The 24,324-nt window shown below is 67.9% G+C and carries 20 protein-coding genes; 8 read left to right on the forward strand and 12 right to left on the reverse strand.

All coding sequences use genetic code 11. The annotated features are described in order from the left end of the window. Positions 1-58 precede the first annotated feature (58 nt). Both AC5RWD_RS05420 and AC5RWD_RS05425 read right to left on the reverse strand, forming a co-directional pair. Positions 59-1,495: an FAD-dependent oxidoreductase gene (locus AC5RWD_RS05420; protein ID WP_494019028.1), complete on the reverse strand. Its 1,437-nt coding sequence runs from the start codon at positions 1,493-1,495 to the stop codon at positions 59-61. A gap of 218 nt (positions 1,496-1,713) precedes the next feature. Continuing rightward, positions 1,714-2,712, reverse strand: coding sequence for a DNA topoisomerase IB (locus tag AC5RWD_RS05425; protein ID WP_494019029.1), 999 nt, complete (start codon positions 2,710-2,712; stop codon positions 1,714-1,716). Positions 2,713-2,827: 115 nt separating this feature from the next. Between AC5RWD_RS05425 and rarD the strand changes: the two genes are divergently transcribed. Then, positions 2,828-3,916, forward strand: a complete 1,089-nt coding sequence (gene rarD, locus AC5RWD_RS05430) for an EamA family transporter RarD (RefSeq protein WP_494019030.1) — start codon at positions 2,828-2,830, stop codon at positions 3,914-3,916. 52 nt (positions 3,917-3,968) lie between these two features. Here rarD and AC5RWD_RS05435 read toward each other — a convergent pair whose 3' ends face one another. From AC5RWD_RS05435 to AC5RWD_RS05445, 3 genes are all read right to left on the reverse strand, one after another. Beyond that, positions 3,969-4,835 carry a universal stress protein gene (locus AC5RWD_RS05435; protein ID WP_494019031.1) on the reverse strand — a complete coding sequence of 289 codons (867 nt, stop codon included), beginning with the start codon at positions 4,833-4,835 and terminating at the stop codon, positions 3,969-3,971. A gap of 302 nt (positions 4,836-5,137) precedes the next feature. Further along, the gene (gene gabT, locus AC5RWD_RS05440) at positions 5,138-6,493 is read right to left on the reverse strand and encodes a 4-aminobutyrate--2-oxoglutarate transaminase (protein WP_494019032.1); all 1,356 of its coding nucleotides are present in this window, start codon (positions 6,491-6,493) and stop codon (positions 5,138-5,140) included. A 30-nt stretch (positions 6,494-6,523) separates the two neighbouring features. Continuing rightward, the gene (locus AC5RWD_RS05445) at positions 6,524-7,954 is read right to left on the reverse strand and encodes an aminobutyraldehyde dehydrogenase (RefSeq protein ID WP_494019033.1); all 1,431 of its coding nucleotides are present in this window, start codon (positions 7,952-7,954) and stop codon (positions 6,524-6,526) included. A 142-nt stretch (positions 7,955-8,096) separates the two neighbouring features. Between AC5RWD_RS05445 and AC5RWD_RS05450 the strand changes: the two genes are divergently transcribed. Further along, on the forward strand, positions 8,097-9,533 hold the full coding sequence (locus AC5RWD_RS05450; protein ID WP_494019034.1) for a PucR family transcriptional regulator: 1,437 nt from the start codon (positions 8,097-8,099) through the stop codon (positions 9,531-9,533). Positions 9,534-9,584: 51 nt separating this feature from the next. Here the strand turns inward: AC5RWD_RS05450 and AC5RWD_RS05455 are convergent, their stop codons facing one another. The 4 genes from AC5RWD_RS05455 to AC5RWD_RS05470 are packed head-to-tail and all read right to left on the reverse strand — an operon-like array spanning position 9,585 to position 14,750. Then, entirely contained in the window at positions 9,585-10,040 is a 456-nt protein-coding gene (locus AC5RWD_RS05455) for an alpha/beta fold hydrolase (protein ID WP_494019035.1), read from the reverse strand. A gap of 22 nt (positions 10,041-10,062) precedes the next feature. Next, positions 10,063-10,341 carry a YciI family protein gene (locus AC5RWD_RS05460; protein ID WP_494019036.1) on the reverse strand — a complete coding sequence of 93 codons (279 nt, stop codon included), beginning with the start codon at positions 10,339-10,341 and terminating at the stop codon, positions 10,063-10,065. Between the two features lie 57 nt (positions 10,342-10,398). After that, positions 10,399-13,074 (reverse strand): PEP/pyruvate-binding domain-containing protein, encoded by a 2,676-nt coding sequence (locus AC5RWD_RS05465; RefSeq protein WP_494019037.1) that lies wholly within the window; start codon positions 13,072-13,074, stop codon positions 10,399-10,401. Positions 13,075-13,085: 11 nt separating this feature from the next. Further along, positions 13,086-14,750, reverse strand: coding sequence for a CYTH and CHAD domain-containing protein (locus AC5RWD_RS05470; protein WP_494019038.1), 1,665 nt, complete (start codon positions 14,748-14,750; stop codon positions 13,086-13,088). A gap of 141 nt (positions 14,751-14,891) precedes the next feature. On the opposite strand from AC5RWD_RS05470, the gene AC5RWD_RS05475 reads away from it, so the two are divergent. The 3 genes from AC5RWD_RS05475 (at position 14,892) to AC5RWD_RS05485 (ending at position 18,135) form a co-directional block, all read left to right on the forward strand. Then, positions 14,892-16,175, forward strand: coding sequence for an MFS transporter (locus tag AC5RWD_RS05475; RefSeq protein ID WP_494019039.1), 1,284 nt, complete (start codon positions 14,892-14,894; stop codon positions 16,173-16,175). A 6-nt stretch (positions 16,176-16,181) separates the two neighbouring features. Further along, a complete protein-coding gene (locus AC5RWD_RS05480) occupies positions 16,182-16,862 on the forward strand; it encodes a FadR/GntR family transcriptional regulator (RefSeq protein WP_494019040.1) in 681 nt (226 codons plus the stop codon). Positions 16,863-16,944: 82 nt separating this feature from the next. After that, positions 16,945-18,135 (forward strand): AI-2E family transporter, encoded by a 1,191-nt coding sequence (locus tag AC5RWD_RS05485; protein ID WP_494019041.1) that lies wholly within the window; start codon positions 16,945-16,947, stop codon positions 18,133-18,135. An 89-nt stretch (positions 18,136-18,224) separates the two neighbouring features. On the opposite strand, the gene AC5RWD_RS05490 is transcribed toward AC5RWD_RS05485, so the two are convergent. Then, positions 18,225-18,758, reverse strand: a complete 534-nt coding sequence (locus AC5RWD_RS05490) for a hypothetical protein (protein ID WP_494019042.1) — start codon at positions 18,756-18,758, stop codon at positions 18,225-18,227. A 167-nt stretch (positions 18,759-18,925) separates the two neighbouring features. On the opposite strand from AC5RWD_RS05490, the gene AC5RWD_RS05495 reads away from it, so the two are divergent. The 3 genes from AC5RWD_RS05495 to AC5RWD_RS05505 all read left to right on the forward strand — a co-directional run bounded on the left by AC5RWD_RS05495 (position 18,926) and on the right by AC5RWD_RS05505 (position 21,411). Next, a complete protein-coding gene (locus tag AC5RWD_RS05495; protein WP_494019043.1) occupies positions 18,926-19,216 on the forward strand; it encodes a hypothetical protein in 291 nt (96 codons plus the stop codon). 126 nt (positions 19,217-19,342) lie between these two features. Then, positions 19,343-20,068 carry a DUF1206 domain-containing protein gene (locus AC5RWD_RS05500; protein ID WP_494019044.1) on the forward strand — a complete coding sequence of 242 codons (726 nt, stop codon included), beginning with the start codon at positions 19,343-19,345 and terminating at the stop codon, positions 20,066-20,068. 17 nt (positions 20,069-20,085) lie between these two features. Further along, complete coding sequence (locus AC5RWD_RS05505) at positions 20,086-21,411, forward strand: SRPBCC family protein (RefSeq protein WP_494019045.1); 1,326 nt, start codon at positions 20,086-20,088, stop codon at positions 21,409-21,411. A 47-nt stretch (positions 21,412-21,458) separates the two neighbouring features. On the opposite strand, the gene AC5RWD_RS05510 is transcribed toward AC5RWD_RS05505, so the two are convergent. Beyond that, on the reverse strand, positions 21,459-22,925 hold the full coding sequence (locus tag AC5RWD_RS05510) for an FAD-dependent oxidoreductase (RefSeq protein ID WP_494019046.1): 1,467 nt from the start codon (positions 22,923-22,925) through the stop codon (positions 21,459-21,461). Between the two features lie 86 nt (positions 22,926-23,011). Beyond that, positions 23,012-24,283 (reverse strand): uroporphyrinogen-III C-methyltransferase, encoded by a 1,272-nt coding sequence (gene cobA / locus AC5RWD_RS05515; RefSeq protein WP_494019047.1) that lies wholly within the window; start codon positions 24,281-24,283, stop codon positions 23,012-23,014. Positions 24,284-24,324: the final 41 nt, after the last annotated feature.

Here is a 24,324-nt window from a genome sequence, read left to right on the forward strand (position 1 = left end):
ACTTGAAACGTGCCAAACGGCCATCATCTGGACAAAAACTCGTCACCCGGGAGGGGATCTAGCCGCGGGAGATTTGGACCATCTCTTCGCGCGGGACCACCTTGATGCGTTCGCGCACCACGCCGCCGTCGGCCTCGGCGGCTTCCGTCCACGATGCACCGAGGGCGGCCTCGTGGGCGTTCAGCCTGTTCCAGCCTTCCCACGTGGTGTACTCGATGCCGCGTTCCTCGAGCAGGTCGATGATCGCCTGCGGGTCGGGGTTTTGTGCCGGCGGCAGGCTGAGCCTGTCCTCGAGGAGGAAGCCGATGGTTTCCAGGGCGTCGCCCTTCGTGTGCCCGATCAGGCCGACCGGGCCGCGCTTGATCCAGCCGGTGGTGTAAATGCCGGGGACAGGGTTCCCGTCGGCGTCGAGGACGCGGCCGCCTTCGTTGGGGATGACCCCGCGCTTGGCGTCGTATTGCAGTTCGTCCAGCGCAGAGCCGTGGTAGCCGATCGCGCGGTAAACGGCCTGCACCGGGTAGTCGATGAACTCCCCCGTGCCCTTGACGTTGCCGGTGCCGTCAAGCTGCATGCGCTCGAACTTGATGCCGGCAACCTTGCCGGACCCGCCGTCGTCGTAAATCTCTACCGGGCTGTGCAGGAAGTGCAGGTGAAGACGGCGCGACGACGGCTGTTCGGACTCGGCGTGCTCCTCGACGAGCCAGTTGGTCAGGGTGTTCACCATGGTCTTGGTCTGGTTGTTGCTCCGGATCGCGTCGTCGGAGGCCTCGTCGAACTCGAAGTCCTCCGGATAAAGCACGATGTCGACGTCGCGGGCGTGGCTGAGTTCGCGCAGCTCCAGCGGGGTGAACTTGACCTGGGCGGGGCCGCGACGGCCGAAGACGTGGACATCAGTGACCGGTGAGTTCTTCAGGCCCTGGTAGACGTTGTCCGGGATCTCGGTAACGAGGAGCTCGTCGGCGTGCTTCACCAGCATCCGCGCGACGTCGAGGGCCACGTTGCCGTTGCCGATGACTGCGATTTCCTTGGCGTCCAGCGGCCAATCCCGGGGAACGTCTGGGTGGCCGTCGTACCAGGACACGAAGTCGGCCGCACCGAAGGAGCCCTCAAGGTCGATGCCGGGGATGTCCATCTCGGCGTCCTTGATGGCGCCGGTGGAGAAGATGACGGCGTCGTAGAACGCGCGGAAGTCGTGCAGCGTGAGGTCCCGGCCGTAGGTGACGTTGCCCAGGAACCGGATGTCGCCGCGGTCCAGGACCTTGTGCAGGGCGTTGACGATGCCCTTGATGCGCGGATGGTCGGGTGCCACGCCGTAGCGGATCAGGCCGTACGGTGCCGGGTAGGCCTCGAAGAGGTCGATGCTGACCTCGAAGTCACCGTCCTTGACCTCGTTGGACTTGGTCAGGATGTCCGCGGCATAGACGCCCGCGGGTCCGGCGCCGACGATCGCGACGCGGAGCGGGCGCTTGGCCGTGGATTCAGCTGTGTTGGACACCGTAAGCCCTTCCGGAACGGGAGACCGCGCCCCACCGGCGCGCAGTTTTCAATTCTAATTGTCCGCCCGGCCGGGCGTCCCACCCGTGACGGCGCACGGCGGTCCGTGACGGCCTGCGGCTGCAGGCACCGGTTCGCGGCCGCTGGCGCGTCCCCCGGGGAGTGCCCGGGTCACGAGGGCGTCCTCCGGTGAGTGCCCTGGTGCCGGGCACGCCTGGGTCAGCCGCTCTTGCGCAGCGCCACCACATCGCCCTCACGGTACAGCAGTGCCCGCAGCTCTGACTCCGCCGAGTCCAGCCGCTTCGGGTCGATGGTCTCGCCGGCAACGAAGTGGTCCAGCAGCCGCGGGTCCACATAGCTCTTGCGGGCTATCGACGGCGTGTTGCCCAGCACCGCTGCCGCCTCCATCATGGCGACGCTGATGGCGCGCTTCCTCTTGGCCTCGGTTTTCTGCGGCCCGCTCCGGGCCAGGCTGACGGCGGCCGCAGCGGTGCCGCGCAGGGTCCGGAAGTCCTTCGCGGTGAAGTCGCCGCCAGTGCGTTCCTTGACGTAGCCGTTGATGTCGGCGCTGGTCACAGGGTGCCACGTCCGGCCGTTTTTGTAGGCCAGCAACCGCGCGTTGCCGCCGCGCCGCTTCAGCGTCCGGGCCAGAGGCGCAAGGTCCGGGTCATCGATGCGTGACTCCCAGGTTTTGCCGCTCTTGGCCGGGAAACTGAGGAACAGGCAGTCCTTGCGGACCTGGACGTGGGCGCAGAGCAAGGTGGCGAGCCCGTGGCTGCCGTTTTCGTTCGTGTACCGTTCCGACCCCACCCGCAGCGAACCGCTGTCCAGCATCCTGAATGCAGCGGCCAAAACGCGCTGCCGGGTAACTCCGTCGGACCTCAGGTCGATGGTGACCAGGCGGCGGGCAGTGGGCAGCGATTCGGCGAGCTGGAGCGCGCGGTCGAATTTCACGCGGTCTTTCCGTTCACGCCATTCCGGGTGGTAAATGTACTGCCGCCGGCCTACCGCGTCCAGGCCCGTGGCCTGGATGTGACCGTTCTCGAAGGGAGCTATCCACACGTCCGTCCAGGCGGGCGGGATTCCGATACTCTCCAGCCGGTCCCGGACCGGCCCGGGCGGCAGCGTGGAACCGTCCAGGTCCCTGTAGCTAAACCCAGTGCCGGCGCGCACCCGCCGGTAACCGCGGCCGGAAGCGTTGCTGTGGCGGAGCCTCATGGACCCGTCGCCCCGCGTTGAGTCATACCCATAATGGCAAGCCTACTGACTAATTGGCTCCGGCAGGCAGTCTTTGGTTCGCACCAGGCGGAATACCGCTCCCGCGCATGATGTTATGGATCGTGTGCCTAACCCCGACGGATCCTTCTCTTCAGCTGTTCCAACTGCCCCCTCACCAGGCGCCGCGCCCTTGGGCATGACCAGCCCCGGCACCCCACACACCGGCAAGCCTGGTTCGCACGGGGCACCCAGGACCGGAGTGCCCAAGGCTGTGGATAAGGAGACGACGGCGGGCATTCTGTTCGGCATCGGCGCTTACGGTCTGTGGGGGCTGCTTCCGCTGTACTTCTACGTTCTGCAGCCGGCTGGTGCAGTGGAAATCGTGGCCAACCGGGTGGTCTGGTCCCTGATCTTCTGCGCCCTCCTGATCACGGTGACCCGCGCGTGGCGCGTTTTGGGCGCGGCCCTGCGGAACCGCTCCGTGCTCTGGACCCTGGCGGCCGCCGCCGGCCTCATCGCGGTGAACTGGCTGACCTACACCTACGGCGTCACCACGGGGCAGGCGGTCGAGGCCTCGCTTGGCTACTTCATCAACCCGCTGGTGTCCGTCCTCCTGGGCGTGTTCGTCCTCAAGGAGACGCTCCGGCCGCTGCAGTGGGCCGCCGTCGGAATCGGTTTCATCGCTGTGGGGGTGCTGACCGTGTCCTACGGGAAGCTGCCCTGGATCGCCCTGACCCTGGCCGTCAGCTTCGGCCTGTACGGCTTCGTGAAGAAACGGGTGGGGCCGCGTGCGGACGCCATCACCAGCCTCACCGTGGAGACGATCGTCCTCGCTCCCCTTGCCGCGGCCACCATGATTTTCCTCGCGGCAAGCGGGACTGCCTCGCTGACCACCCACGGCCCCGGGCACTTCTGGCTGCTGCTGGCATCAGGCGTCATCACGGCCGTGCCGCTGCTGTTCTTCGGCGCTTCCGCCCGCAGGCTGCCCATGACCACCATCGGGCTGCTGCAGTACTTCGCACCGGTGCTGCAGTTCATCGTTGCCCTGGTGGTGTTCGGCGAGGCCATGACGGTGGACCGGTGGATCGGCTTCGGCGTCGTATGGCTTGCCCTGCTGGTGCTCACCGTGGACATGCTGGCCGCGACGCGCAAGAGCTCAGCGGCCAAGCGGCTCGCCCGCAGGAAAGCGCGAACGAACACTTAAGCACCCCGGCGCGGGCCCCAACTGTCCGTTCGCGCCCGGAGGGGCAGGACGATCAAGGTGCTGAGTCCGCGCGGTCGTAGTCGCGCGGCACAACCACCATGGGCACCGGCAGCGCGCGCAGGACCTTGTTGGCCGTGCTGCCGAGGAACATGCGGTTCTTCTCGGCCAGGCGCGAGGACCCGACGATAAGGATCTCGCCGTCGTCCCATTCGAGTCCGTCGATGGCTTCCTCAATGGTGCGGCCGTGGGCCACAGCCACGCCGACCTCGTGCCCTGCCGGCACCTTCCCCGATGCCGCCGTCAGGACGGTGTTCGCGTGGATATGCGCGGCATTGATGGCCTCGCCAGAGTCACCGGCGGCATCGAGCTGCACCAGCGACACCAGCCGGAGCGGCACGCCCCGCCGCTGCGCTGCCCTAATGGCCGTCTCTATTGCCGCCTCAGCTCCGGCCCGCTGCCCCACGGCCAGCGTCAGGCGCGTAATGGGCGCCGTCCGCTGGTAGCCGCGCGGCGCGAGTGCCACCGGAACAGGCGAGGCGTGCAGCAGCGCGTTGGCCACGGACCCCACCGTGTAGCGCTTGAACAGCCCCGCACTGGCCGCTCCCACAGCGATGAGTCCGGCTTCGAACTCCATCGCCGCGTCGATGAGCCCGCCGGCGAAGGAATCGGCCTCCCGCACATGGAATTTCGCGGGCAACCCCTGCGGAACCAGGCCCAGGCCCTCCCGTTCCGCCGTCAGCACCTCCTGCTCCGCGGCGCTGACCCGGCTGCCTTCCGGGTTCAGGGCCACGTACGGCGCGCCCGGCTTCACCACATAGACCAGATCCAGTTCGGCGCCCTGGGCCAGGGCCAGTGAAGTGGCCAGGGCGACAGCGTCAGCGCCTCGCTCGGTGGGTGTGTAACCGACTACGTATCGCATGCGAAACCCCTCTGTGGGTAGTGCAGGCCGGCGCCCGTTTCCCTGCGGCGCTCACCGCCCTGCGGCGTGAAGTGCAGTGGTGAGGATGACTCTACCGCGGCGCCCGCGCGAGCGGGCTGGAACACGGCAGGGAGGCGGGAACGCAACGGTGAGTACGTCGGCGGCGAGAACGACGGCGGGCCGGGCACCTTTTGGTACCCGGCCCGCCGTCGTCGTGCGTTTATAAAACGCGAGATGGCAGATAATGCCCTTTTTCCGCGTTTGAGGGCGTTATCTGCCAGTTCGCGCCAAAGCGGCGTGAACTACGCGTTGGCCTTGATGGCCGCGGCGAGCACCTCGAGGCCGTCGAGCAGCAGCTCGTCGCTGATCACCAGCGGCGGCAGCAGGCGGATGACGTTGCCGTAGGTTCCGCAGGTCAGGATGATGACGCCTTCCTTGAGGCAGGCGGCGGCAACGGCCTTGGTGAGCTCCGGGTTGGGCTCCTTCGAACCGGCCTGGACCAGCTCGATGGCCAGCATGGCGCCGCGGCCACGGATGTCGCCGATCACGGAAACCTCTTCAGCGAGATCGCGCAGCTTGCCGAGGGCCAGCTCCTCGATGTGCTTGGCGCGGGCGTTGAGGTCGTATTCCTGCATGGAACCGATGGAGGCCAGGGCGGCGGCGCAGGCCACCGGGTTGCCACCGTAGGTGCCGCCGAGGCCACCGGGGTGGACGGCGTCCAGCAGGTCCGCACGGCCGGTGATGGCGGACAGCGGCATGCCGCCGGCGATACCCTTGGCCATGGTGATGATGTCCGGAACGATGCCCTCGTGGTCCACGGCGAACCATTCGCCGGTGCGGCAGAAGCCGGACTGGACCTCATCGGCGATGAAGACGATGCCCATTTCCTTGGCCCAGGCGGACAGCGCCGGCAGGAAGCCTTCGGCCGGGACGATGAAGCCGCCCTCGCCCTGGATCGGTTCGATGATAATGGCGGCCACCTGGTCGCCGCCGATCTGCTTCTCGATCGCGGTGATGGCGCGCTTGGCGGCCTCGGCACCGGTGATCTCCGGGTTTTCTTCGCGGAACGGGTAGCTCATGGGCATGCGGTAGACCTCGGGCGCGAACGGGCCGAAGTTGGTCTTGTACGGCATGGCCTTGGCGGTCAGCGCCATGGTCAGGTTGGTGCGGCCGTGGTAGGCGTGGTCAAATGCGACGACGGCGTCCCGGCCGGTGGCCAGGCGGGCCACCTTGATGGCGTTTTCCACGGCTTCGGCGCCCGAGTTGAACAGGACGGTGCGCTTCTCGTGGGTGCCGGGGGTGAGCTTGTTCAGCTGCTCGGCGACCGCGACGTAGCCTTCGTACGGGGTGACCATAAAGCAGGTGTGGGTGAAGTGCTCCACGGCCTCCTTCACGGCGCCGACGACGGCGGGGTCGGACGCGCCGACGCTGGTCACTGCGATGCCCGAGCCGAGGTCGATGAAGGAGTTGCCGTCGACGTCGTGGATGATGCCGCCGTCGGCGTCTGCGACGTAAACCGGAACGCTGGAGGCGACGCCTGCGGCCACTACTGCCTTGCGGCGTTCAGTCAGGGCCAGGGACTTGGGGCCCGGGAAGTCGGCCTGGACGCGGCGCTTCTGCTCGAGGCGGTAAGTGATTTCGTTGGCGGTGGTGGTCATGAAGTTAGCCTTTCTGGGCGCCGGTGGGGACTACGCGTCAAGTGCGGACATGACGTGCTTGATGCGCGTGTAGTCCTCGACGCCGTACATGGAGAGGTCCTTGCCGTAGCCGGACTGCTTGAAGCCGCCGTGGGGCATTTCGGCGGTGAGGAGGATGTGCGTGTTGATCCAGACCGCACCGAAGTCAAGGTCCCGGCTGAGCCGCATGGCCGTGCCGTGGTCGCTGGTCCAGACGCTGGAGGCCAGGGCGTATTCGACGTCGTTGGCCAGGTCCACGGCTTCCTGTTCCGTGCTGAACTTCTGCACGGTGATGACCGGGCCGAAGGTTTCCTTCTGCACGATGTCATCCGTCTGCTTGGCGCCGGTGACGATGGTGGGCTCGAAGAAGAAGCCCTTCTCTCCGGCGCGGTGGCCGCCGGTCTCGATCCGGCAGTGCGCCGGCAGTGAGTCGACGACGGCGCTGACCGCCTTGAAGTGGTTGACGTTGTTCAGCGGGCCGAAGTAGTTGTCTTCGTCGTTCTGGGAGCCGGTGTGGAGGGTCTTGGTGTGTTCCACCATGGCGGCCACGACGTCGTCGTGCACCGAGTCCTCCACCAGGACACGGGTGATGGCCGTGCAGTCCTGGCCGGCGTTGAAGAACGCGAACTCGGCGATGGCCGCGGCGCTCTTCTTGATGTCGGCGTCCTTGAAGACGATAGCCGGGGCCTTGCCGCCCAGTTCCAGGTGCGCGCGCTTGAGGCCCTTCGCGGCCCCCGATGCGACGGCAATGCCGGCGCGGACGGACCCGGTGATGGACACGAGGCCCGGGACCTTGTGCTCCACCATCATCGCGCCGGTTTCGCCGGTGCCGAGGATGACGTTCAAGACGCCTGCCGGCAGGATGTCCTTGGCCAGCTTTGCCAGCACCAGCGTGGATTCGGGCGTGGTGTCGGAAGGCTTCAGGACCACGGTGTTGCCGGCGGCAAGCGCGGGGCCGATCTTCCAGATGGCCATCAGGAACGGGTAGTTCCACGGTGCCACCTGGGCCACTACGCCAATCGGCTCGCGGCGGACGAAGGAGGTGTGGCCCTCGAAGTACTCGCCGGCGGACTTGCCTTCGAGGATGCGGGCGGCACCGGCAAAGAAGCGCAGCTGATCGGCGCCTGCTGCCACTTCCTCGGACGCGATCAGGGAGCGGACCTGCCCGGTGTTGCGGTGCTGGGCATCGACGAGTTCGTCGCTGTTGGCCTCGATGGCGTCGGCGAGCTTGAGCAGCATGAGCTGCCGCTGCCCGGGGGTCACGTGCTTCCAGGTCTTGAAGGCGTCCTTGGCGGCAGCCATGGCGGCGTCGACATCAGCCTCTACGGAGACGGGCGACTTGGCCACCACGTCCCCGGTAACGGGGTTCACGATGTCGATCAGGCCTGTGCCTGCAGGCGTGACGAACTCTCCGTTGATGAAGTTCTGCAAGGTTTGAACCACGGTGTACAACCTCTTTCGTCCTGAATGGTGTGATGCGGCTGACTCGAGCCTATTCCAGCCCGACACCGCGGGGAATAGCCACCTGCACACCCTTGTACCGCTGCTTTAGTGCGATCGGCCAGCCTCCCGCTACGCTTGATCCATGGCAATTTCCCTCGCGGCGCTACTGGCCGTGCAGTCTCTGGGACTCAAGAAATCCAGCCTCGCGGAGACCACTTCGCACCAGGACATCCGCTGGGTTGCGGTCACCGAACTGGAAGACCCGCAGCGCTTCCTCAACGGCGGTGAACTCGTGCTGACCACCGGGCTCCGGATGAAAAGTGCGCCCGAGCAGCGCCGCTTTGTGCGCCAGGTCCAGCGCGCCGGCGCCGTCGGCATCGGTTTCGGCGTGGGTCTCTCGCACGACGCCGTTCCACCGGCTTTGGTGGCGGAAGCGAACCGGTGGGGGTTGCCGGTGGTCGAAGTGCCCTATGGCACCCCGTTCATCGCCATCAGCAAGCTCGTTGCCGACGCGCAGTCCGCGGACCACTATTCGAAGCTCGAGCGTCTCATCGCCGGACACCAGATCCTGGCCCGCGCGCTGCTGACCGGAGGCGGGCTCGCCGAACTCCTGCGGCACCTGGGCGGCATGCTCCGCACCGAGATCGCGCTCACCCAGTTCACCGCCCAGCTGTACAACAGCGGAAACGAGCCGCCCACCGCGGACTCCTGGACCACGTACCCCATCCCCACGGGCCGCCGCGATGCCTGCACCCTCTGGGTGAAGCAGCCGTTCGAGGACTCCGGCATCATCGGCTACGCGCAGAACCTCATCAGCGTTGAACTCAACAACATGGTCAAACAGCGCCAGGCCGAACGGGCGCTCTGCGGGCAGGTGCTCGAGGACGTCATCCACGGAACCTTGGACCCCAGCGAGGCCCAGCGCCGCCTCGCCGGGACGGGCATCAACAGCACGCGCAAGAACGTGGTGATTCTGGCCGGTTCCGAGGCGCACCACAAGCAGCTGGTCAGCTCCTCACTGCCGCAGGCGCTGGAGGAAGCGGTGACCGCCGTCGTCGGAAAGGACCTGGTGACGGTGGTGGCCGACGACGGCCGCGGCGCCACCGCCATGGCCAGGAGCCTCAGCGACCACCTCGCCGAGGCCGGCATCCACGCCGCCATCGGCATCGGCGGCGCCTACACCAAACCGAACGGACTGCGCTGGAGCTACTTCGAGGCACGGGACGCAGCCAGTCACGGGCTGCCGGTGAACGAGCCCGAACGGCTGAGCCTGACCTCCCTGCTCCTGGCCAGTGAGGACGTGCCGCTGGCGGACATGGCCAACGAATCGCTGGACCCGCTCCGGAGCTTCGACACCGCCCACGGCGCCGAACTGATGGCCACGCTGGAGAGCTACCTGAACAACAACGGCTCGGTCGCCGCCGTCGCCGAGGCGCTCACCCTGCACCGGAATACGGTCCGCTACCGGCTGGCGCAGATCACCGAGCTCACCGGGTACGACCCCTCCGTCACCGCCGACCGGGTGCAGCTATGGCTGGCCCTGGCGGTGGCCCGGCTCGGGGCGCGGCACACCGGCTGAGCCGGCTGAACCAGTGGCCGGGCACACCGGCTGAACTGGCTTACCCCGTGGTCACAGGGATCCGCGGGCAAAGCCATCCAGCCGGGCTGCGAGTTCGACCGGGTTGCTCAGGGCGACCAGGTGTCCGCCCGGGATTTCGTCAATCCCCAGGCCAAGCCGGGTCCGGACCACGCCCCGTTGAAAGTCCAAAGGGAAAAACCGGTCATCGCGGCCAACCAGGGCCCTGGTGGGCACGTCGGGCCGCAGGACGATGAGCTCCACCGGCACCCGCGCCGCGACAACCGGGACCGTGAAGGCGCCAAGGGACTGGCCCACGAGCACCACATCGCGGTGGTCGCCGACAGCCGCGACGACGATGTCGGCATACTCCTGCAGTCCCAGACGGGGGTCGTCCTCACGGATATCGACCGCAATGGCTGCGTGCCCCAGCCGTTCCAGCTCCGGAACAAGCCGGTGCCAGTACCAGCCCACTCCCCCGGCGCCGGGGACAAGAACGAAGGTGCTCACGTGCCCTCCTGGCGCTGACGCGCTACTCGAAACGCACCACGTCCCAGTCGAGGATCCGCGGTTCCGCGAGCCCCTCGGTGATGAAGGGATCGCCGGCCACGAAGCGTTCGGCGTCCTCGCGCGACGTGAAGATTCCCATCGATGCGCCAGCTGGGTCAGCCGTCTGGAAGGGGCCGAGCGCCACCAACCCGCCGCCGCCTGCGCGGAACTCCTCGTAGTAGGCCTTGTGGCGGGGGTACGTCTCGAGAACACGCGAACGGTCGGCGCCCTCACGCAGGCTGTACATCACGACGAATTCCATGGACGCGATCCTACCCGCCGCCGTCGGAAGGGCGGGAGTGACACCGCCGGACGGCGGTCACTCCTCCTTCACCGCAATCGTCCCCGCGGCCCCGTCCACGGTGACGGTGTCCCCGGTTCGAATCCGCATGGTGGCGTCGGGGACACCGACGACGGCGGGAATTCCGTATTCCCGCGCCACCACGGCACCGTGGGAAATGGGTCCGCCCATTTCCATGACCAGTGCGCCGGCGGTCATGAAGAGCGGCGTCCACCCGGGATCCGTTGACGGCGCAACGAGGATTTCGCCCGGCTCCAGATGCGCGCCGGCCGGGTCCAGGATCACCCTGGCTTTGCCTGTCACGGTTCCGGCGGAGGCCGCCGTCCCCATTAGGGTTCCCTGCCGCAGCTGCCCGTCCAGGGACGGCGCTTCATGCGCCTGCGCGGCCATGGCCGCCTCGACGTCGGTGCCGTCGGAAAGCAGTAAACGGGGAATGCGCCGGCGCCGCACTTCACGCTGGTAGCTCTGGCGGCGCTCGGCGACGGGTCCGCGCAGGTCCGCGCCGCGCAATGCCACGCGGGCTTCGGTGAGGTCCAGGAAGAAGACGTCGTCCGGCGCCGTGATCCGGCCCGCGCCTGCGAGTTCCTCGCCCACCTGCTGGAGCTGGCGGCGGAGGAAAGCGAAGGCCGTGATCAGCCGGAACTTGGGGTACTCGCGCATGCCGGCGGTTTCCCGTGCCCGCCGCAGGCTGTGGGCAACGATTCTGCCGAACAGCTTTCCCCTGGACCGGGCGGCGCGTTCGGCCAGCTCGGCAACCTTCGCTTCGGCATTTTCTGCGGTCCGCCGGAAGAGCCGGTCCGGAGCGAGCCCCGGGTCCGCGAGCTTGAGGTAGTTGGCCACAACGTTGACGATGTGCGCGGGGTCCTCGCGCCACCGGGGAACGCCAAGATCAATTTCGGCCACCGCGCGGTGACCGTATTTTGCGAAGAAGCTGCGCAGGGCGTCCTGGCAGACGGCGGGCAGCGTTCCTTCGAGGTAGCGGCCGGCGAGTACCTGCGGGTCCTCCCCGGTGAGCGCGCGGACTGAATCCGGGTCCTCCCGGATTGAGGTGGCGGTCCGCCAGAGCTCCAGATCCATTTCGGTGGTCACATTGTGCGGCAAACCTCGCAGCACGGCCTGCAGGTCGCCGGCCTCCACAAGCCGGCCCAGCAGCAGCCGTGCCAGACCCAGCCAGATATACCCCGCGGCGGCCGGCGGCAGTACCCGCATCACGGCGGGCGTGATGTCTTTGGTGAGGAAGCGTTCCACGAAATCCAGCCGCAGGGCGCCGGAGGCCGGCTCCGGCAGCACCAGCATGCGGTCCAACTCACGGTCCGCTGCCCTGACCCGTTCCAGCGCCGCGGCTGGATTGACCATCGCGGCCAGGACGTGCCCAAGCAGGCCAAACGGCGGCGAGGCCCGGAGTCCCGCTTTCAGCGAAGCCACCCTGGTGGCCTTGGTGACGGCGAAGCGGGGGTCGGCGGCCAGATAGGCCAACACCTCCACGGACCGGGCGTCGGCCACTTTCATGGCCCTCAGCAGGCCGCGCCTCCCGCCCTTGCTGCGCAGCTGGGGCGTGACATCGACATACATGCGCATCCCGATCTGCACGGAACGGTAGGCCGCCGGTTCGTTGCCGGCGAATGCCGACCGGTAGCTATTGCTCATGAGGGTGAAGGATGCCAGACCCATGGGTGTCAGCGGCCGGGTCAGCCCCTGCAGCAGGCTGGCACAAAGGTAGGCCCGGGCGCCGTCGTCGTGGTTGTGGGGCCCGGGCAGGGGAAACAGCGTGGTGATTGGACGGGATTGCAGCACCCGGATCCCGCCGTGCGGTTCGACGGCCCACTCCATATCCTGCGGTTCCCCGTACAGCTCCTCCACCCGCGTCCCGATCTTGGCCAGCGTGCGGACCTGCTCGTCCGTCAGGCACGCCTGCCGCGCGCCATCCTGCCGGTGCAGCAAGCGGGTCCCGCCGCCCTCGGCGGGCCGGCTTTCAACGAGTTTGTCGCCCAGGCGGCGCTGAAGGATCTCCCCGGTCGCGGCATCGACCGTGAAGTGATCCGGGTTCACAGCCCCGCTGACCAGCGCCTCGCCGAGTCCGGGTGCGGCGTCAATCACGGTTTCCCTGCGCCGCCCGGTCAACGGGTTCGCCGTGAACATCACCCCGGCGACGGCGGCGTCCACCATCTCCTGAACAACGACGGCGACGCCGACCGGGCGCTGATCCATTCCGTGGTCTGCGCGGTAGGCCACGGCCCGGTCCGTCCACAGGGAGGCCCAGCAGCGGAGGACCGCATCCAACAGCGCCTCGGAACCGACGACGTTGAGGTACGTGTCCAGCTGCCCTGCGAAGCTGGCCTCGGGAAGATCCTCAGCAGTGGCAGAGGAGCGCACGGCCACCGGGGTGTCCTCGCCCAGATCAGCGTAGGCGGCAAGGATGGCTTCGACGATGTCCCCGGGCAAGGATGCCGAGGCCAGCCTGCTTCGCGTCCGCTCGGACGGCTCGGACGGCTCGACTCCCGCCGCGTCCGCCAGCCGCCGGTAGGCCGCGGTGGTCACGCAGAAGCCGCGCGGGACCGGCAATCCGGCAGCCAGGAGCACACCGAGGTGGGCAGCCTTGCCGCCCACCTCGGGCACCATGTCCGCGTCCACGTCGGAAAGGCTGATGACCGTGTTCCCCGGGCGCGATGCATGCCGTTCTGGGTGCTCGTCCACCGGCTGCCCTGCTATCCCACTCCGCGCCGAATTGCCTTCCGGGACTTCCGGTGCGCCTTGCGGTACTTGGCTTCGGCTTTGGCTGTGCTCTTCTGTTCCTGTTTCAGGAGCGAACCGTAGGCTGCCTCCACCGGCTCCGGCAGGCCGGGGCCGCCAGCGAGCTTCCCCAGCAAAATCCGCGCCATCACGCTGTCGTGGTGGTCACCGAGGATCTTCTGCTGTTTGTGCGCCACCTTGGCCAGCTTGGCGGCGCGCCGGCCAAAGACGGGATCCACAGTCTCGGCCGCATGCCTTAGCCGTTTGGCGTCCTTCCGCACCTGGTGCAGCGCGGTTTCATGCGCCGTGACATCTTTGAGCTCCATGCCGGGCTTTTCGCCGGCGCCGTCTTTGACCCGCAGAGCCGCCTTGTGGGCGCGGCGCAGCCGTTTGGCCGACTTGCCCACCAGTTTGCCGGCGGCCTTGCGCGCGGGTGCCGAAGCCGCGGGCCGGACGGGCGGGTGGTCACGGAACTCTTCGAGGTCATCGAGCAGGCGGAAGTAGCGGTCGGTCAGGAGCACCTCCTGCGCCTTGCGGTAGCCGGCGTCGAGCCTGGCGCCCAGCTCCCGCTCGATCCGCCGCTTCACGTCGTCGGCCGCCACCCCCGGCGGAAGCTTGCCGGTGTTGGCCCTCAGCCGGTTCTGCATCACTTCGGCGTCGCGGGGCGTGCCGAGGATCCGGCCCAGCCACTTGAGCTCGTCGCGCAGCCTGCCCACGGCGCCCTGGCCGTAGAGCTTCCGGTAAACCGCCAGGGCCGACCGCAGGCGGCGCGTGGCCGAGCGCATCGCATGGACCGCGTCGGGTTCCTCCAGCCGCACCCGGGCGTCGTTGGCCAGGATTTCGCTGATCTGCCCGGCCAGGTACGCGCTTACGACGGCGGACGCCGGCCACTTCTTACCCGGTTTCCTGCCGCCGGGCTGCTTTCCCCCGCCTTCCGTTGTGGCAGTGCCTTCAGGTTCGGCAGCACCTTCAGGTCCTGCAGTCCCGGAGGCTTTCGGCGCCGCCGGCCCCAGGGCGCGCCGCAGCTTCGACTCGTGTGCCGACGGCCGGCCACCGGCCGCGGCCAGCACCGCTGCTGCTGCCGTGAATACCCCCGGCTGGCCGTGAACCAGCTCGAGTTCCCATTCGCGCCACTGCTGTTTCCCGGCCGCCCCCTGAAGCAGTTCCGCTTCCACGGTGTCATCGGCAAAGTCGGCGAGGTGCACGCCGTCGTCCCCGTAAAGTGCATGGCTGGTGCGCCGGGTACTCAGGCGGGCCACGGGCACGGGATCCGCTCCGCGAAGGAACGCATGGAGGTGGGCCAGCAGTCTCTCGGGAACGACGTCGGACTGGCCCAGCGGGGCGTGGATCTCCCGGCGGGGTGCCGGCCCCTCCTCCGAGGCGGACCCACTCCCGGCCGCAGCGCCGGCGTCCGGTGGCAGCTTGACATGCCAGCCGGCGTCGGCTCCGCCACTCCGGCGGCGCAGCGTGATGCGGCGGGAGGCCAGAACCAGGTCCTCGGTGTCAAAGTAGACGGCTTCAAGTTCGGCATCATGGGGTTCACCCACGCCGGCCACACCGGGGATCGCGGCAAGGTCAGGCAGCGCTGTGCCGGCGTCGACGTCGTACTTTTTCTCGGTCTCAAGCCCTTCGGCAGTCATGGCTGCGCGGCGTCCTTTCCCATTGCCGGGTTGCTGCGCTCGAAGCGCCTGCTGGGCTGAGTCTATGCCCGGGCCGGAGTGCCCGCGAGAGTTTCCCCACAAAGTTCTAGACATCAAACGTCAAACGTCTAACGTTAAGACATGGCGACTACTTCCTCAGCACCCCGGACCTCAGCCACGTACCCCACCAAGCCGCGCACCGCCGTCGTCGCCGGCGTCATTGCCCTGGTGCTCATCGGCCTGAACCTGAGAGCCGGCATCACTGGCGCCTCGGCCCTGCTGCACGACTTGCAGCAGGTCCTGGGCTACGGTCCGCTGGTTGCCTCGCTGATCCCCTCCATTCCCACACTGTGCTTCGCCGTGGCCGGAGCCGCGACGTCGTGGCTGACCGGGAAGCTCGGAGTGGAGAAGGCCATCCTGCTCTCGCTCGGCATGCTGGCAGCCGGCCTGCTGGTCCGGGGCATCCCCACCACCGGCATGCTGGTGGTGGGCACCGTGGTGGGAATGTCCGGCCTGGCTGTCTGCAACGTGTCCATGCCGTCCTTCATCCGGGAGCACTTCGCCGCGCGCACGTCCCTCATGACGGCCGTCTACACCGTGACCATGACCAGCGGCGCCACCGTCATGGCCGTCATGGTGGTTCCGCTGGCGCAACTGCTGGGGTCACCGTCGGCCGGACTGGGCACCATCGGAATCCTTGCCCTGTCCGCGTTCCTGGGCTTCCTGCCCGTGACCCTGCACGCCCACCGCAACAGGATCCGGAGAACGGCCGGACACATCTCCCCCTGGCCGCTGCTGCGCACCAAGACGGGGCTGCTGCTCACCGGCATCTTCACCCTGCAGGCGCTGCTCGCCTATGCCCTGCTCAGCTGGTTCCCGTACATGCTCACCACCATGGGCCTCAGCCCGGCGGACAGCGCCCTCATGTTCGGCATCATGCAGCTGGTCTCGGTCCCGGCCGGCATGGTGCTGATCGCCATCGGTTCCCGGCCGCGGATGCTGCGTCCCGCCGTCCACCTCGCAACCCTGACCATGACCGCAGGCATTGCCGCACTCCTCTTCCTCCCCGTTTCACTGGCCGTCATCCCCGCGGTGCTGCTGGGCTTCGGCCTGGGCATCTTCCCCCTGGTGATGGTGATCATCAGCCGCAGCGGCCGGAACACCGCCGAGACAACGGCCCTGTCCACCCTGGCCCAGTCCACCGGCTACCTTCTTGCCACCGTCGGACCCTTCGGCATGGGCCTGCTGCACAGCGCGACGGGGAGCTGGACGTTGCCGCTGGCACTGCTCCTGGTCATCGCAGTGGTTCAGATCGTCGTGGCGCACCTGCTCAGCAGCGGCCGGGCTGGCGGAGTCAGCGCCACCGGCGCCGGCTCAGCGGGAACGGGCGCCGCCGGAACCGCCCCCGCCGGAATGAAAGAATAGGACGCCATGACCCTGAGCACGTCGCACCGCCAGCCGCTGGCGGACGAAGTCACCGCCAAACTCCGCGAAATGATCCAGTCGGGCGAATGGCCGCTGCAGCAGCGCATACCCTCCGAAACCGAGCTCATGTCCGGGCTGGGCGTGTCCCGCGGGACGCTCCGGGAAGCGGTCAAGGCACTGGCCCACAGCGGGATGCTCGAGGTCCGCCGCGGCGACGGAACATACGTCCGTGCCACCAGCGAAATCTCCGGAGCCGCCCGCCGGCTTTACAAGGAACACACGGACGAACACATCCTCGAGGTCCGCGTGGGACTCGACACGCAGGCCGCCCGCCTCGCCGCCCGGCATGCAACGGCCGACGACGTCGCTGCCATGCGCGCGCTGCTCACCGAGCGTGGGGACGCTTGGCACGCCGGAGACTACGCGCGCTGGGCCCGTGCGGACTGGGGCTTTCACGTACGCGTGGCGCAGGCCTCCGGGAACCCCCTCCTGCACGAGCTCTATGTCAGCTTCGGCGACGTGTTCCACGCCGACCTGCTGAAGCAGCACCGGCGCCCCGGCTTCGACGGCCTGCCGCAGGCCGGCCACGGGGACCTCGTGGACGCCATCGAAGCACGCGACGGCGATGCCGCCGTGGCCAGCGTGCACCGGAACCTCAACTCCTGCGCGGAGTGGCTCCGGGAGTAACGGGCTTTCACCTCAACAGGAAACGTCAGTAGGCTTACTAACCAAGCCAGTCGACTGATTGACCTGATGAGTAGGAGTTCCCATGGCCCGTACAGCCCGCCTGTCCGAGCAAGATCCACCCCAAGAGCTCGGGTCCGGTCCGCTCCCGCCCCGAAACGCTGCCGCGCAACCGCAGCACAAACCTCCCCGGGAGCTGTGGGCCGACAACTTCGGCAGGCTCGGGATACGGTGCGCCCAGGTTCTGCTGGTGCTTGCTGTGGCGGCCGTGTCCGTGTACGGCCTCCTGCAGGTCCGGCTGCTGGTCATTCCGGTGCTGATCGCCCTGATCCTCGCCGCCGCCATCGGCCCGTTTGTCAACCTGCTGCGGCGCCGCGGACTGCCCGGCGGGCTCGCCACGGCTGTGGCCTTTGTTGCCCTGCTGCTCCTGCTGGCGGGCGTGGGCACCGTCATCTACTTCTCTGTCCGCAGCCAGTGGGGCGAGCTGGTCCAGCAGGCCTCCGAGGGGCTCGACGAACTCGAGAACTTCCTCCTTTCAGGCCCGGTCCCGATTGACCGCGAGCAGCTGAACCAGGCCCGGGAAGGCGCCGTCCAGTTCGCCACGAGCAGCCAGGTCCGGTCCGGCGCCATCACCGGCCTGTCCGTGGTCACGGAGTTCCTGGCCGGAGCGAGCCTCGTGGTGGTGATCCTCTTCTTCTTCCTCAAGGACGGGGCGAAGATCTGGAATTTCCTCCTGCGGCCCTTCTCCGGGGAGCGCGAAGCCAGGCTGCGGCGCGTGGGCAAGCGGACGCTGGAGGTCCTGGGCGGCTACGTCCGGGGCACGGCCATCGTTGCGCTCGTGGACACCGTGGCCATCGGCGCCGCGCTGCTGATCATGCAGGTGCCGCTGGCCATCCCGCTGGCCATCATCGTCTTCATCGGCGCCTTCATTCCCCTCGTCGGGGCAACCGTGGCCGGGATCCTCGCCGCCCTGGTGGCGCTCGTCGCCAACGGACCGGTCGTGGCGCTGATCGTGGTGGCGGTGGTCATCGCGGTCAACCAGCTCGAAGGCGACCTGCTGCAGCCAGTCGTCATGGGCAAGTCGCTGCAGCTGCACGCCCTGGTCATCCTCATGGCCCTGACGGCGGGCACCATCCTGGCAGGCATCATCGGCGCCGTCCTGTCCGTTCCGCTGGCGGCCGTGGCATGGGCCATCATCCAGGTGTGGACCGCCGAGGACCCGCACCTGCAGGACATGAATCCGAATCTTCCGCCCGCAAACAGCCAGCCGACATAAGGCACGACGGCGGGACGAGCGCAACGCCGGCCGGGCACCCAAGGTGCCCGGCCGGCGTCGTTCGCGTTATGGCCGCTTCCCGGCTGCTGTCAGCGCAGGCCCTTGAACACGTTCTTGGGCCGCTGCATTTCGCCGTGCTTGGCGCCCAGGACGATGACCGAGGCGGCGAAGGCGGGGATGGCCCACTGCAGCGCCTTCAGCTGCTTCTGCGCCGACTGCAGCTTCTGCGAAGCTCCCGGCCGAGGTTCGGTGGCACCTTCGGCACCCTCGTCGGCCAGCTTGTCCACCTTCTTTCCCAGCGCGCCGGCGTACAGGGTAACCGCCGCTCCCGCCAGGGTGACCGCCGTCTTGTAGAGGGTGTCCCGGGCAACGCCTTCCTGCTGGGCGATCCGGTCCTTGTTTTCCAGTGCGATGAACAGGTCCGCCAGCAAATGCGTGGCGAAGGCGGCCGTCTGCACCGGAGCCCACTTCATCCAGCCGCGGCTCGACAGCCGGGTCCGTTCAGCCGGGTCTTTCGCCTCCGCCGCGGCTCCATTGAGCCCGATCGCGCCCATCAGCGAACCGCCAAACCAGGCCGCTGCCGTGAGGTCATGAACAGACCGCGCAAAGAGATTTCCAGCCATGATGTCCTTCCTAATACAAGAGGTTCAATCCGGAACAGTGGCCGCCGCGGATCCTGCAAGCAGATGCCCGCCAGCCGTACCAAAGTCATGGTCCCCATATGGTAAGCACACTTACTAACGTTACGATAGCCCGTAATATCAATGGACCTGGGCGTAAAATCAACGCCATGGGATCAACAGGAACACTGTTCGGCTGGGCATTCGGTGACTCCGAACGCGAGGACGACCAGGCATATGTGGACGGGCTGAAGCGCGAGGCGCTGGCCAACGCAACGCAGGCTGCCAAAAGCAAGGGCTTCGACGTCGAGGCCGGCTCGGAAGTATTCACCGTCCTCAGCGCGGGCGAAGCGCTCGTCGACATCGACACGGCACCCGATGACCTCGTGGTGCGCTGCACAGTGAGGCTCGTGGGTGAGGGCTCTGAGCGCATCCACGCGGAAGGGCCGATGAACGGCTAAATGGACAACTGCTAACCGGAGGTCACGACGGACAACGACTCGACGATCAGCGAAGCGGCCGACGCCGCGGAGGCTGCATCGAACACCAAGGCGCTCGACGTCGTCGCGCGTTCGGGTTTTGCTGTCATGGCCCTGCTGCACATCATCGTGGGCGCCATTGCGGTGGCCCTGGCCTTCGGCCAGCCCGGCGAGGCCGAACCCACCGGTGCCATCGAACAACTGGCAGCCAATCCGTGGGGACCGGCACTCATGTGGGCCGGCATGATCGGGTGCGCCGGGCTCTCCCTCTGGCAGCTGAGCGAAGCCACGCTCCGGGCCCGGCGCCTGCCCCGCAAGGAACGGATCGGGAAGCTGATCTCCTCTGGCTTCCTCGCGATCGCTTACGGCAGCGTCGGGCTCAGTTTCGGCGGCTTTGCGGTGGGGCTCCGCGGTGACTCCGGCGAGTCCACGAGGGACGTAAGCGCAGCCCTCCTCACCAATCCCTTTGGCAGCGTGATCCTCAGTGCCCTGGGCCTGACCGTCATCGGCGTGGGCATCTACTTCATGGTGAAAGGTTTCCGGCGTGGGTTCAAGGAGGAGCTCTTCCACTTCAACGGCACGCGCCGCGGCAAGATCATCGACTCGTTGGGTGTGACCGGCCACGTGGCCAAAGGCATCGCGCTGTTCCTGGCCGGCCTCCTCTTTGCCATCGCGGCCGCCAAGCACACCCCCGAGGAATCCACCGGCCTTGACGGGAGCCTGAAGGCGCTGCGTGACCAGGCCTTCGGCCCCTACCTGTTGTTTGCCATCGGCGCAGGTTTCATTTGCTACGGAATTTTCGCTCTGGTCCGGTCAAAGTTCGGCAGGATGTAGTCATGGAAAGGCGACGCATGCGGGGACAATCAAGCACCGGCAGGGGAATACAGGCAGAGGGGGCGACGGAGCGGGCAGCCGAGGTCGCCGGGCGCGGTTTTGCCGCGGTGTTCCGGGCCGTCAAGGCGGTGCGCCCCTTCCGTCCGATTCATCCGCGGGGCATCAGCCTGGTTGGGGAACTGACACTCACCGGTGCCGAGGGGCGCACGGCTGCAGGTCTTCCGGGGCCCAGCGGCATCTCCTGGCTCGACGACGCCGGGACGCGCCAGGTGCGCGGGCGGTTTTCCCGCTCGGTCGGGCTCCCGGAGTCACTGCCGGACATTCTGGGCCTGGCGCTCCGGGTGGTCACTGGCGCCGGCGACTCCGAGGACGTCGCCGATGTCCTGTTTGCCTCGACCGGATGGAGCCTTCCTGGCCGGTTCCTGTTGTTGCCCAAGCTGGATATTGAGACCGCAAAGTTCACCACGCTGATGCCCTACAAGGGTGCCCAGGGCCCCGTCCTGCTGGGGCTGCGGACGCTGTCGCTGCCCGGGCGCGCGACGGGCAGGGCCAGCACGGACGGGGACTTCAAGGAGTCCCTGGCCACCGGAGACTGGACCTTGGCGCTGTCCTACTCCGCCCCGGCAGGCCGGTGGGTGCAGGCAGGCGTACTGCACCTGAGGGCCGCTCCCGATAGCGGAGGTACGGACAGCGGGGACACGGCCATCCGCTTCGATCCGCTGAAGCACCCCCTGCCCGGGGCCGGGACTTATGCCTGGGCCCGCCGGCTCCGGGAGCGCTCGTACCGTGCCGCGCGGCGCCCTGCCCGACCGATTTCCGGCGACCCCCATCCGGCCGGGCTCAAAGCTTCAGACCGGACCTCCGCCGCCCGGCGCCAGCCTCCGGCCGACGAAAGGAATACCATGTCAACCGTCACGCAGGTCTTCAATTCACCGGCATCGTCAGTGTGGGCAGTGATAGCGGACGGCTGGCTCTATTCCGGCTGGGTGGTGGGCGCCTCGAGGATCCGTTCCGTGGACGCGCGCTGGCCGGAGGTCGGGGCCCTGCTCCACCACTCCGTGGGCGCCTGGCCGCTGCTCATCAACGATTCAACCAAGGTGACCGCGGCCGAGCCGGGCCGGCAGCTGGAACTGATCGCCCGCGGCTGGCCGATCGGCGAGGCCAAGGTCATTCTCACCATTGAAGAGCTCGGCGAGCAGTGCCGGGTCACGATAGCCGAGGACGCGGTCCGCGGCCCGGGCTTGGCTGTTCCCAAGGCACTGCGCGACCCGATCATCACGGTGCGCAACCGGGAAACCCTGCAGCGCCTCGAGCTCATGGCCGCCGGCGGCGCGGGAGCTTAAAGCAAGGGGGCCACACCCGCAGGTGTGGCCCCCGTTGCTGTCAGGTGCTAGACGCTGGCGGCGATCCCGTCGCGGGAGATGGCAACCATGTCCTCGCGCGGCACCACCTTGATGCGCTCACGCACAACCTCAACGCCATGGGAGCCGCCAGCCGCGGTGGCCTCGGCGCCGAGGGCGAGTTCGTGGGCGTCCAGTGCCAGCCAGCCTTCCCAGGTGGTGTATTCCACGCCGCGGCTTTCGAGCAGGTCGACGACGGCGCTGGCAGCGGGTGCCTCGGCAACCGGCAGGTTCTCGCGGTCTTCCAGCAGGAAGGTCACGGTCTCCAGGGCATCGCCCTTGGTGTGGCCGATCAGGCCCACCGGTCCGCGCTTGATCCAGCCGGTGGCGTAGATGCCCGGGACGTGCTCGCCGGAGGCGTCCAGGACGCGGCCGCCGGCGTTCGGGATGACGCCCTTCTTGTGGTCAAACTCGATCTCCGGCAGGGCGGAACCGAAGTAGCCAATGGCGCGGTAGACGGCCTGGACCGGGTAGTCGATGTATTCGCCGGTGCCACGGGCGTTGCCCGTGCCGTCCAGTTCGGTGCGCTCAAACTTCATGCCGCTGACGCGCCCGGGGTTCTCGGCGTCGTCGTAAATTTCCACCGGGCTGTGCAGGAAGTGCAGGTGCAGGCGGCGGGAGGCCTTGAGCTCGGAGAGGTCCTCGGGCTGCTCGGCGATCCAGTTGGTGAGCGTTCCGACCATGGTCTTGGTCTGGTTGTTGCTCTGGATCTGGCGGTCGGATTCCTCGTCGAACTCGAAGTCCTCCGGGTACAGGATGATGTCCACGTCCTTGGAGTGGGACAGCTCCCGCAGCTCCAGCGGGGTGAACTTGACCTGGGCCGGGCCGCGGCGGCCGAAGACGTGGACGTCGGTGACCGGCGATGCCTTCAGGCCGGCGTAGACGTTGTCCGGGATTTCGGAGACCAGCAGGTCGTCGGCGTGCTTGGAGAGGACGCGGGCCACGTCGAGGGCGACGTTGCCGTTGCCGATCACGGCGATTTCCTTCGCGTCCAGCGGCCATTCACGGGATACATCCGGGTGCCCGTCGTACCAGGACACGAAGTCGGCGCCGCCGAAGGAGCCCTCGAGTTCGATGCCCGGAATGTTCAGGTCGGCGTCCTTGATGGCGCCGGTGGCGAAGATGACGGCGTCGTAGTGCGCACGGAGGTCCTCGATGGAGAGGTCCGTGCCGTAGTCGACGTTGCCGAAGAAGCGGATGTCGCCGCGGTCCAGGACCTTGTGCAGGGCGTTGACGATGCCCTTGATGCGCGGGTGGTCCGGGGCCACACCGTAGCGGATCAGGCCGTAGGGTGCCGGGTAGCGGTCAAAGAGGTCGATGCTCACGGTCAGCTCGCCGCTCTTGACGGCCTCGCTCTTGGTGAGGATGTCCGCTGCGTAGACGCCGGCCGGGCCGGATCCGATGACGGCCACGCGCAACGGGCGGGCGGCGGTTCCTACGGTGGTGCTGGTTGACACGGCTGTGTTCCTTTTCTTCTGCACCGATTGCTCCGCAGGCGCCCTTTTGAACCTCATAAGGGCAGTTATGGAGCAATCGACGGGTTTCAGGGGGTGAGAACGCGGGTGGTGCTTGTGCGGGGCTTGTTGGGGCTGGTGGTGCTGTAGTCAGCGGTTTTGAAGTGCGACGGCGCGAAAGGGCTGACGCGGACAACGTCACCGATGACGATCACTGCTGGATTGGCGACGCCTACGGCCTCAGCCTGGTCGGCGATGGTGCCGAGGGTGCCGATGGTGACGCGCTGGTCCGGCAGGTAGCCGTTTTCAACAATACCAACTGGTGTGTCACCGGGCAGTCCGGCGTTGCCGAGGGCGGCCGCGGACTCGCGCAGCTGGCCCACGCCCATGAGGAGGACCACGGTGTGGTCGGCGCGGGCCGGGACCTCGGACAGTTCCTCGTGGCCGGTGACGACGCTGAAGCCCTTGGCCAGGCCGCGGTGGGTGACCGGGATGCCGGCGGCCGCGGGGACGGAGATTGCGGACGTCACACCGGAAACCACTTCAACCTCGACGCCGTGCTGGCGGCAGAATTCTGCTTCCTCGCCGCCGCGGCCCAGGACGTAGGGGTCTCCGCCTTTGAGGCGTACCACGCGGTGGCCCTGCTGCGCCTCCTCGACCAGGATCCGGTTGATCTCGGCCTGCGGCACAGGGTGGTGGCCGGGGGTCTTGCCGACCTCGATGACGCGGACGTCCGGCGCGAGTTCGTTGAGCAGTTCACGCGGACCGAGGCGGTCGGCGACGACGACGTCGGCCTGGCCCAGCAGCCGGCGGCCGCGGACGGTGATGAGGCCGGTGTCGCCGGGGCCTCCGCCGACGAGCGCGACGGATCCGCGGTGGGCCCGGCGGCGCCGCAGCGGCAGGTCGCCGGACTCCAGGGCGGTGGCGACGGCGTCGCGCAGTGCCATGGCCCGGCGCGGGTCTCCCCCGGCGTTGACGGCGATCTTGACGTCGTCCACCACGGCGACGGCGGGTGTCCAGGCGGCGGAGGACTCATGGTCGGAGGCGTTCACGCACCAGACGCGCTGTGCTTCGGCGTCGGAAGCTACCGCGGTGTCCACGGCGGGATCGCCAGTGGCGGTCTGAACGAACCAGACGCCATCGACGTCGTCGGAGCGGTAGGTGCGGGGCTCCCAGGTGAGCAGGCCGGCGTCGGCGAGTTCGCGGAGCGCGGCGGTGGCTTCGGGGGCAACAACGGTGACGCGGGCACCGGCGTCGAGCAGGCCCTTCGCGCGGCGCGCAGCAACGTGTCCGCCGCCCACCACCAGCACGGGGCGGCCAAGGAGGCGCAGCGCCGTGGGGTAAATGTCCTGAATTGCCATGGATCAACGGTAGGGCTGTGTTACGGGCCCGACCAACGGCG

Source organism: Arthrobacter sp. CMU6 (genome assembly GCF_059090205.1).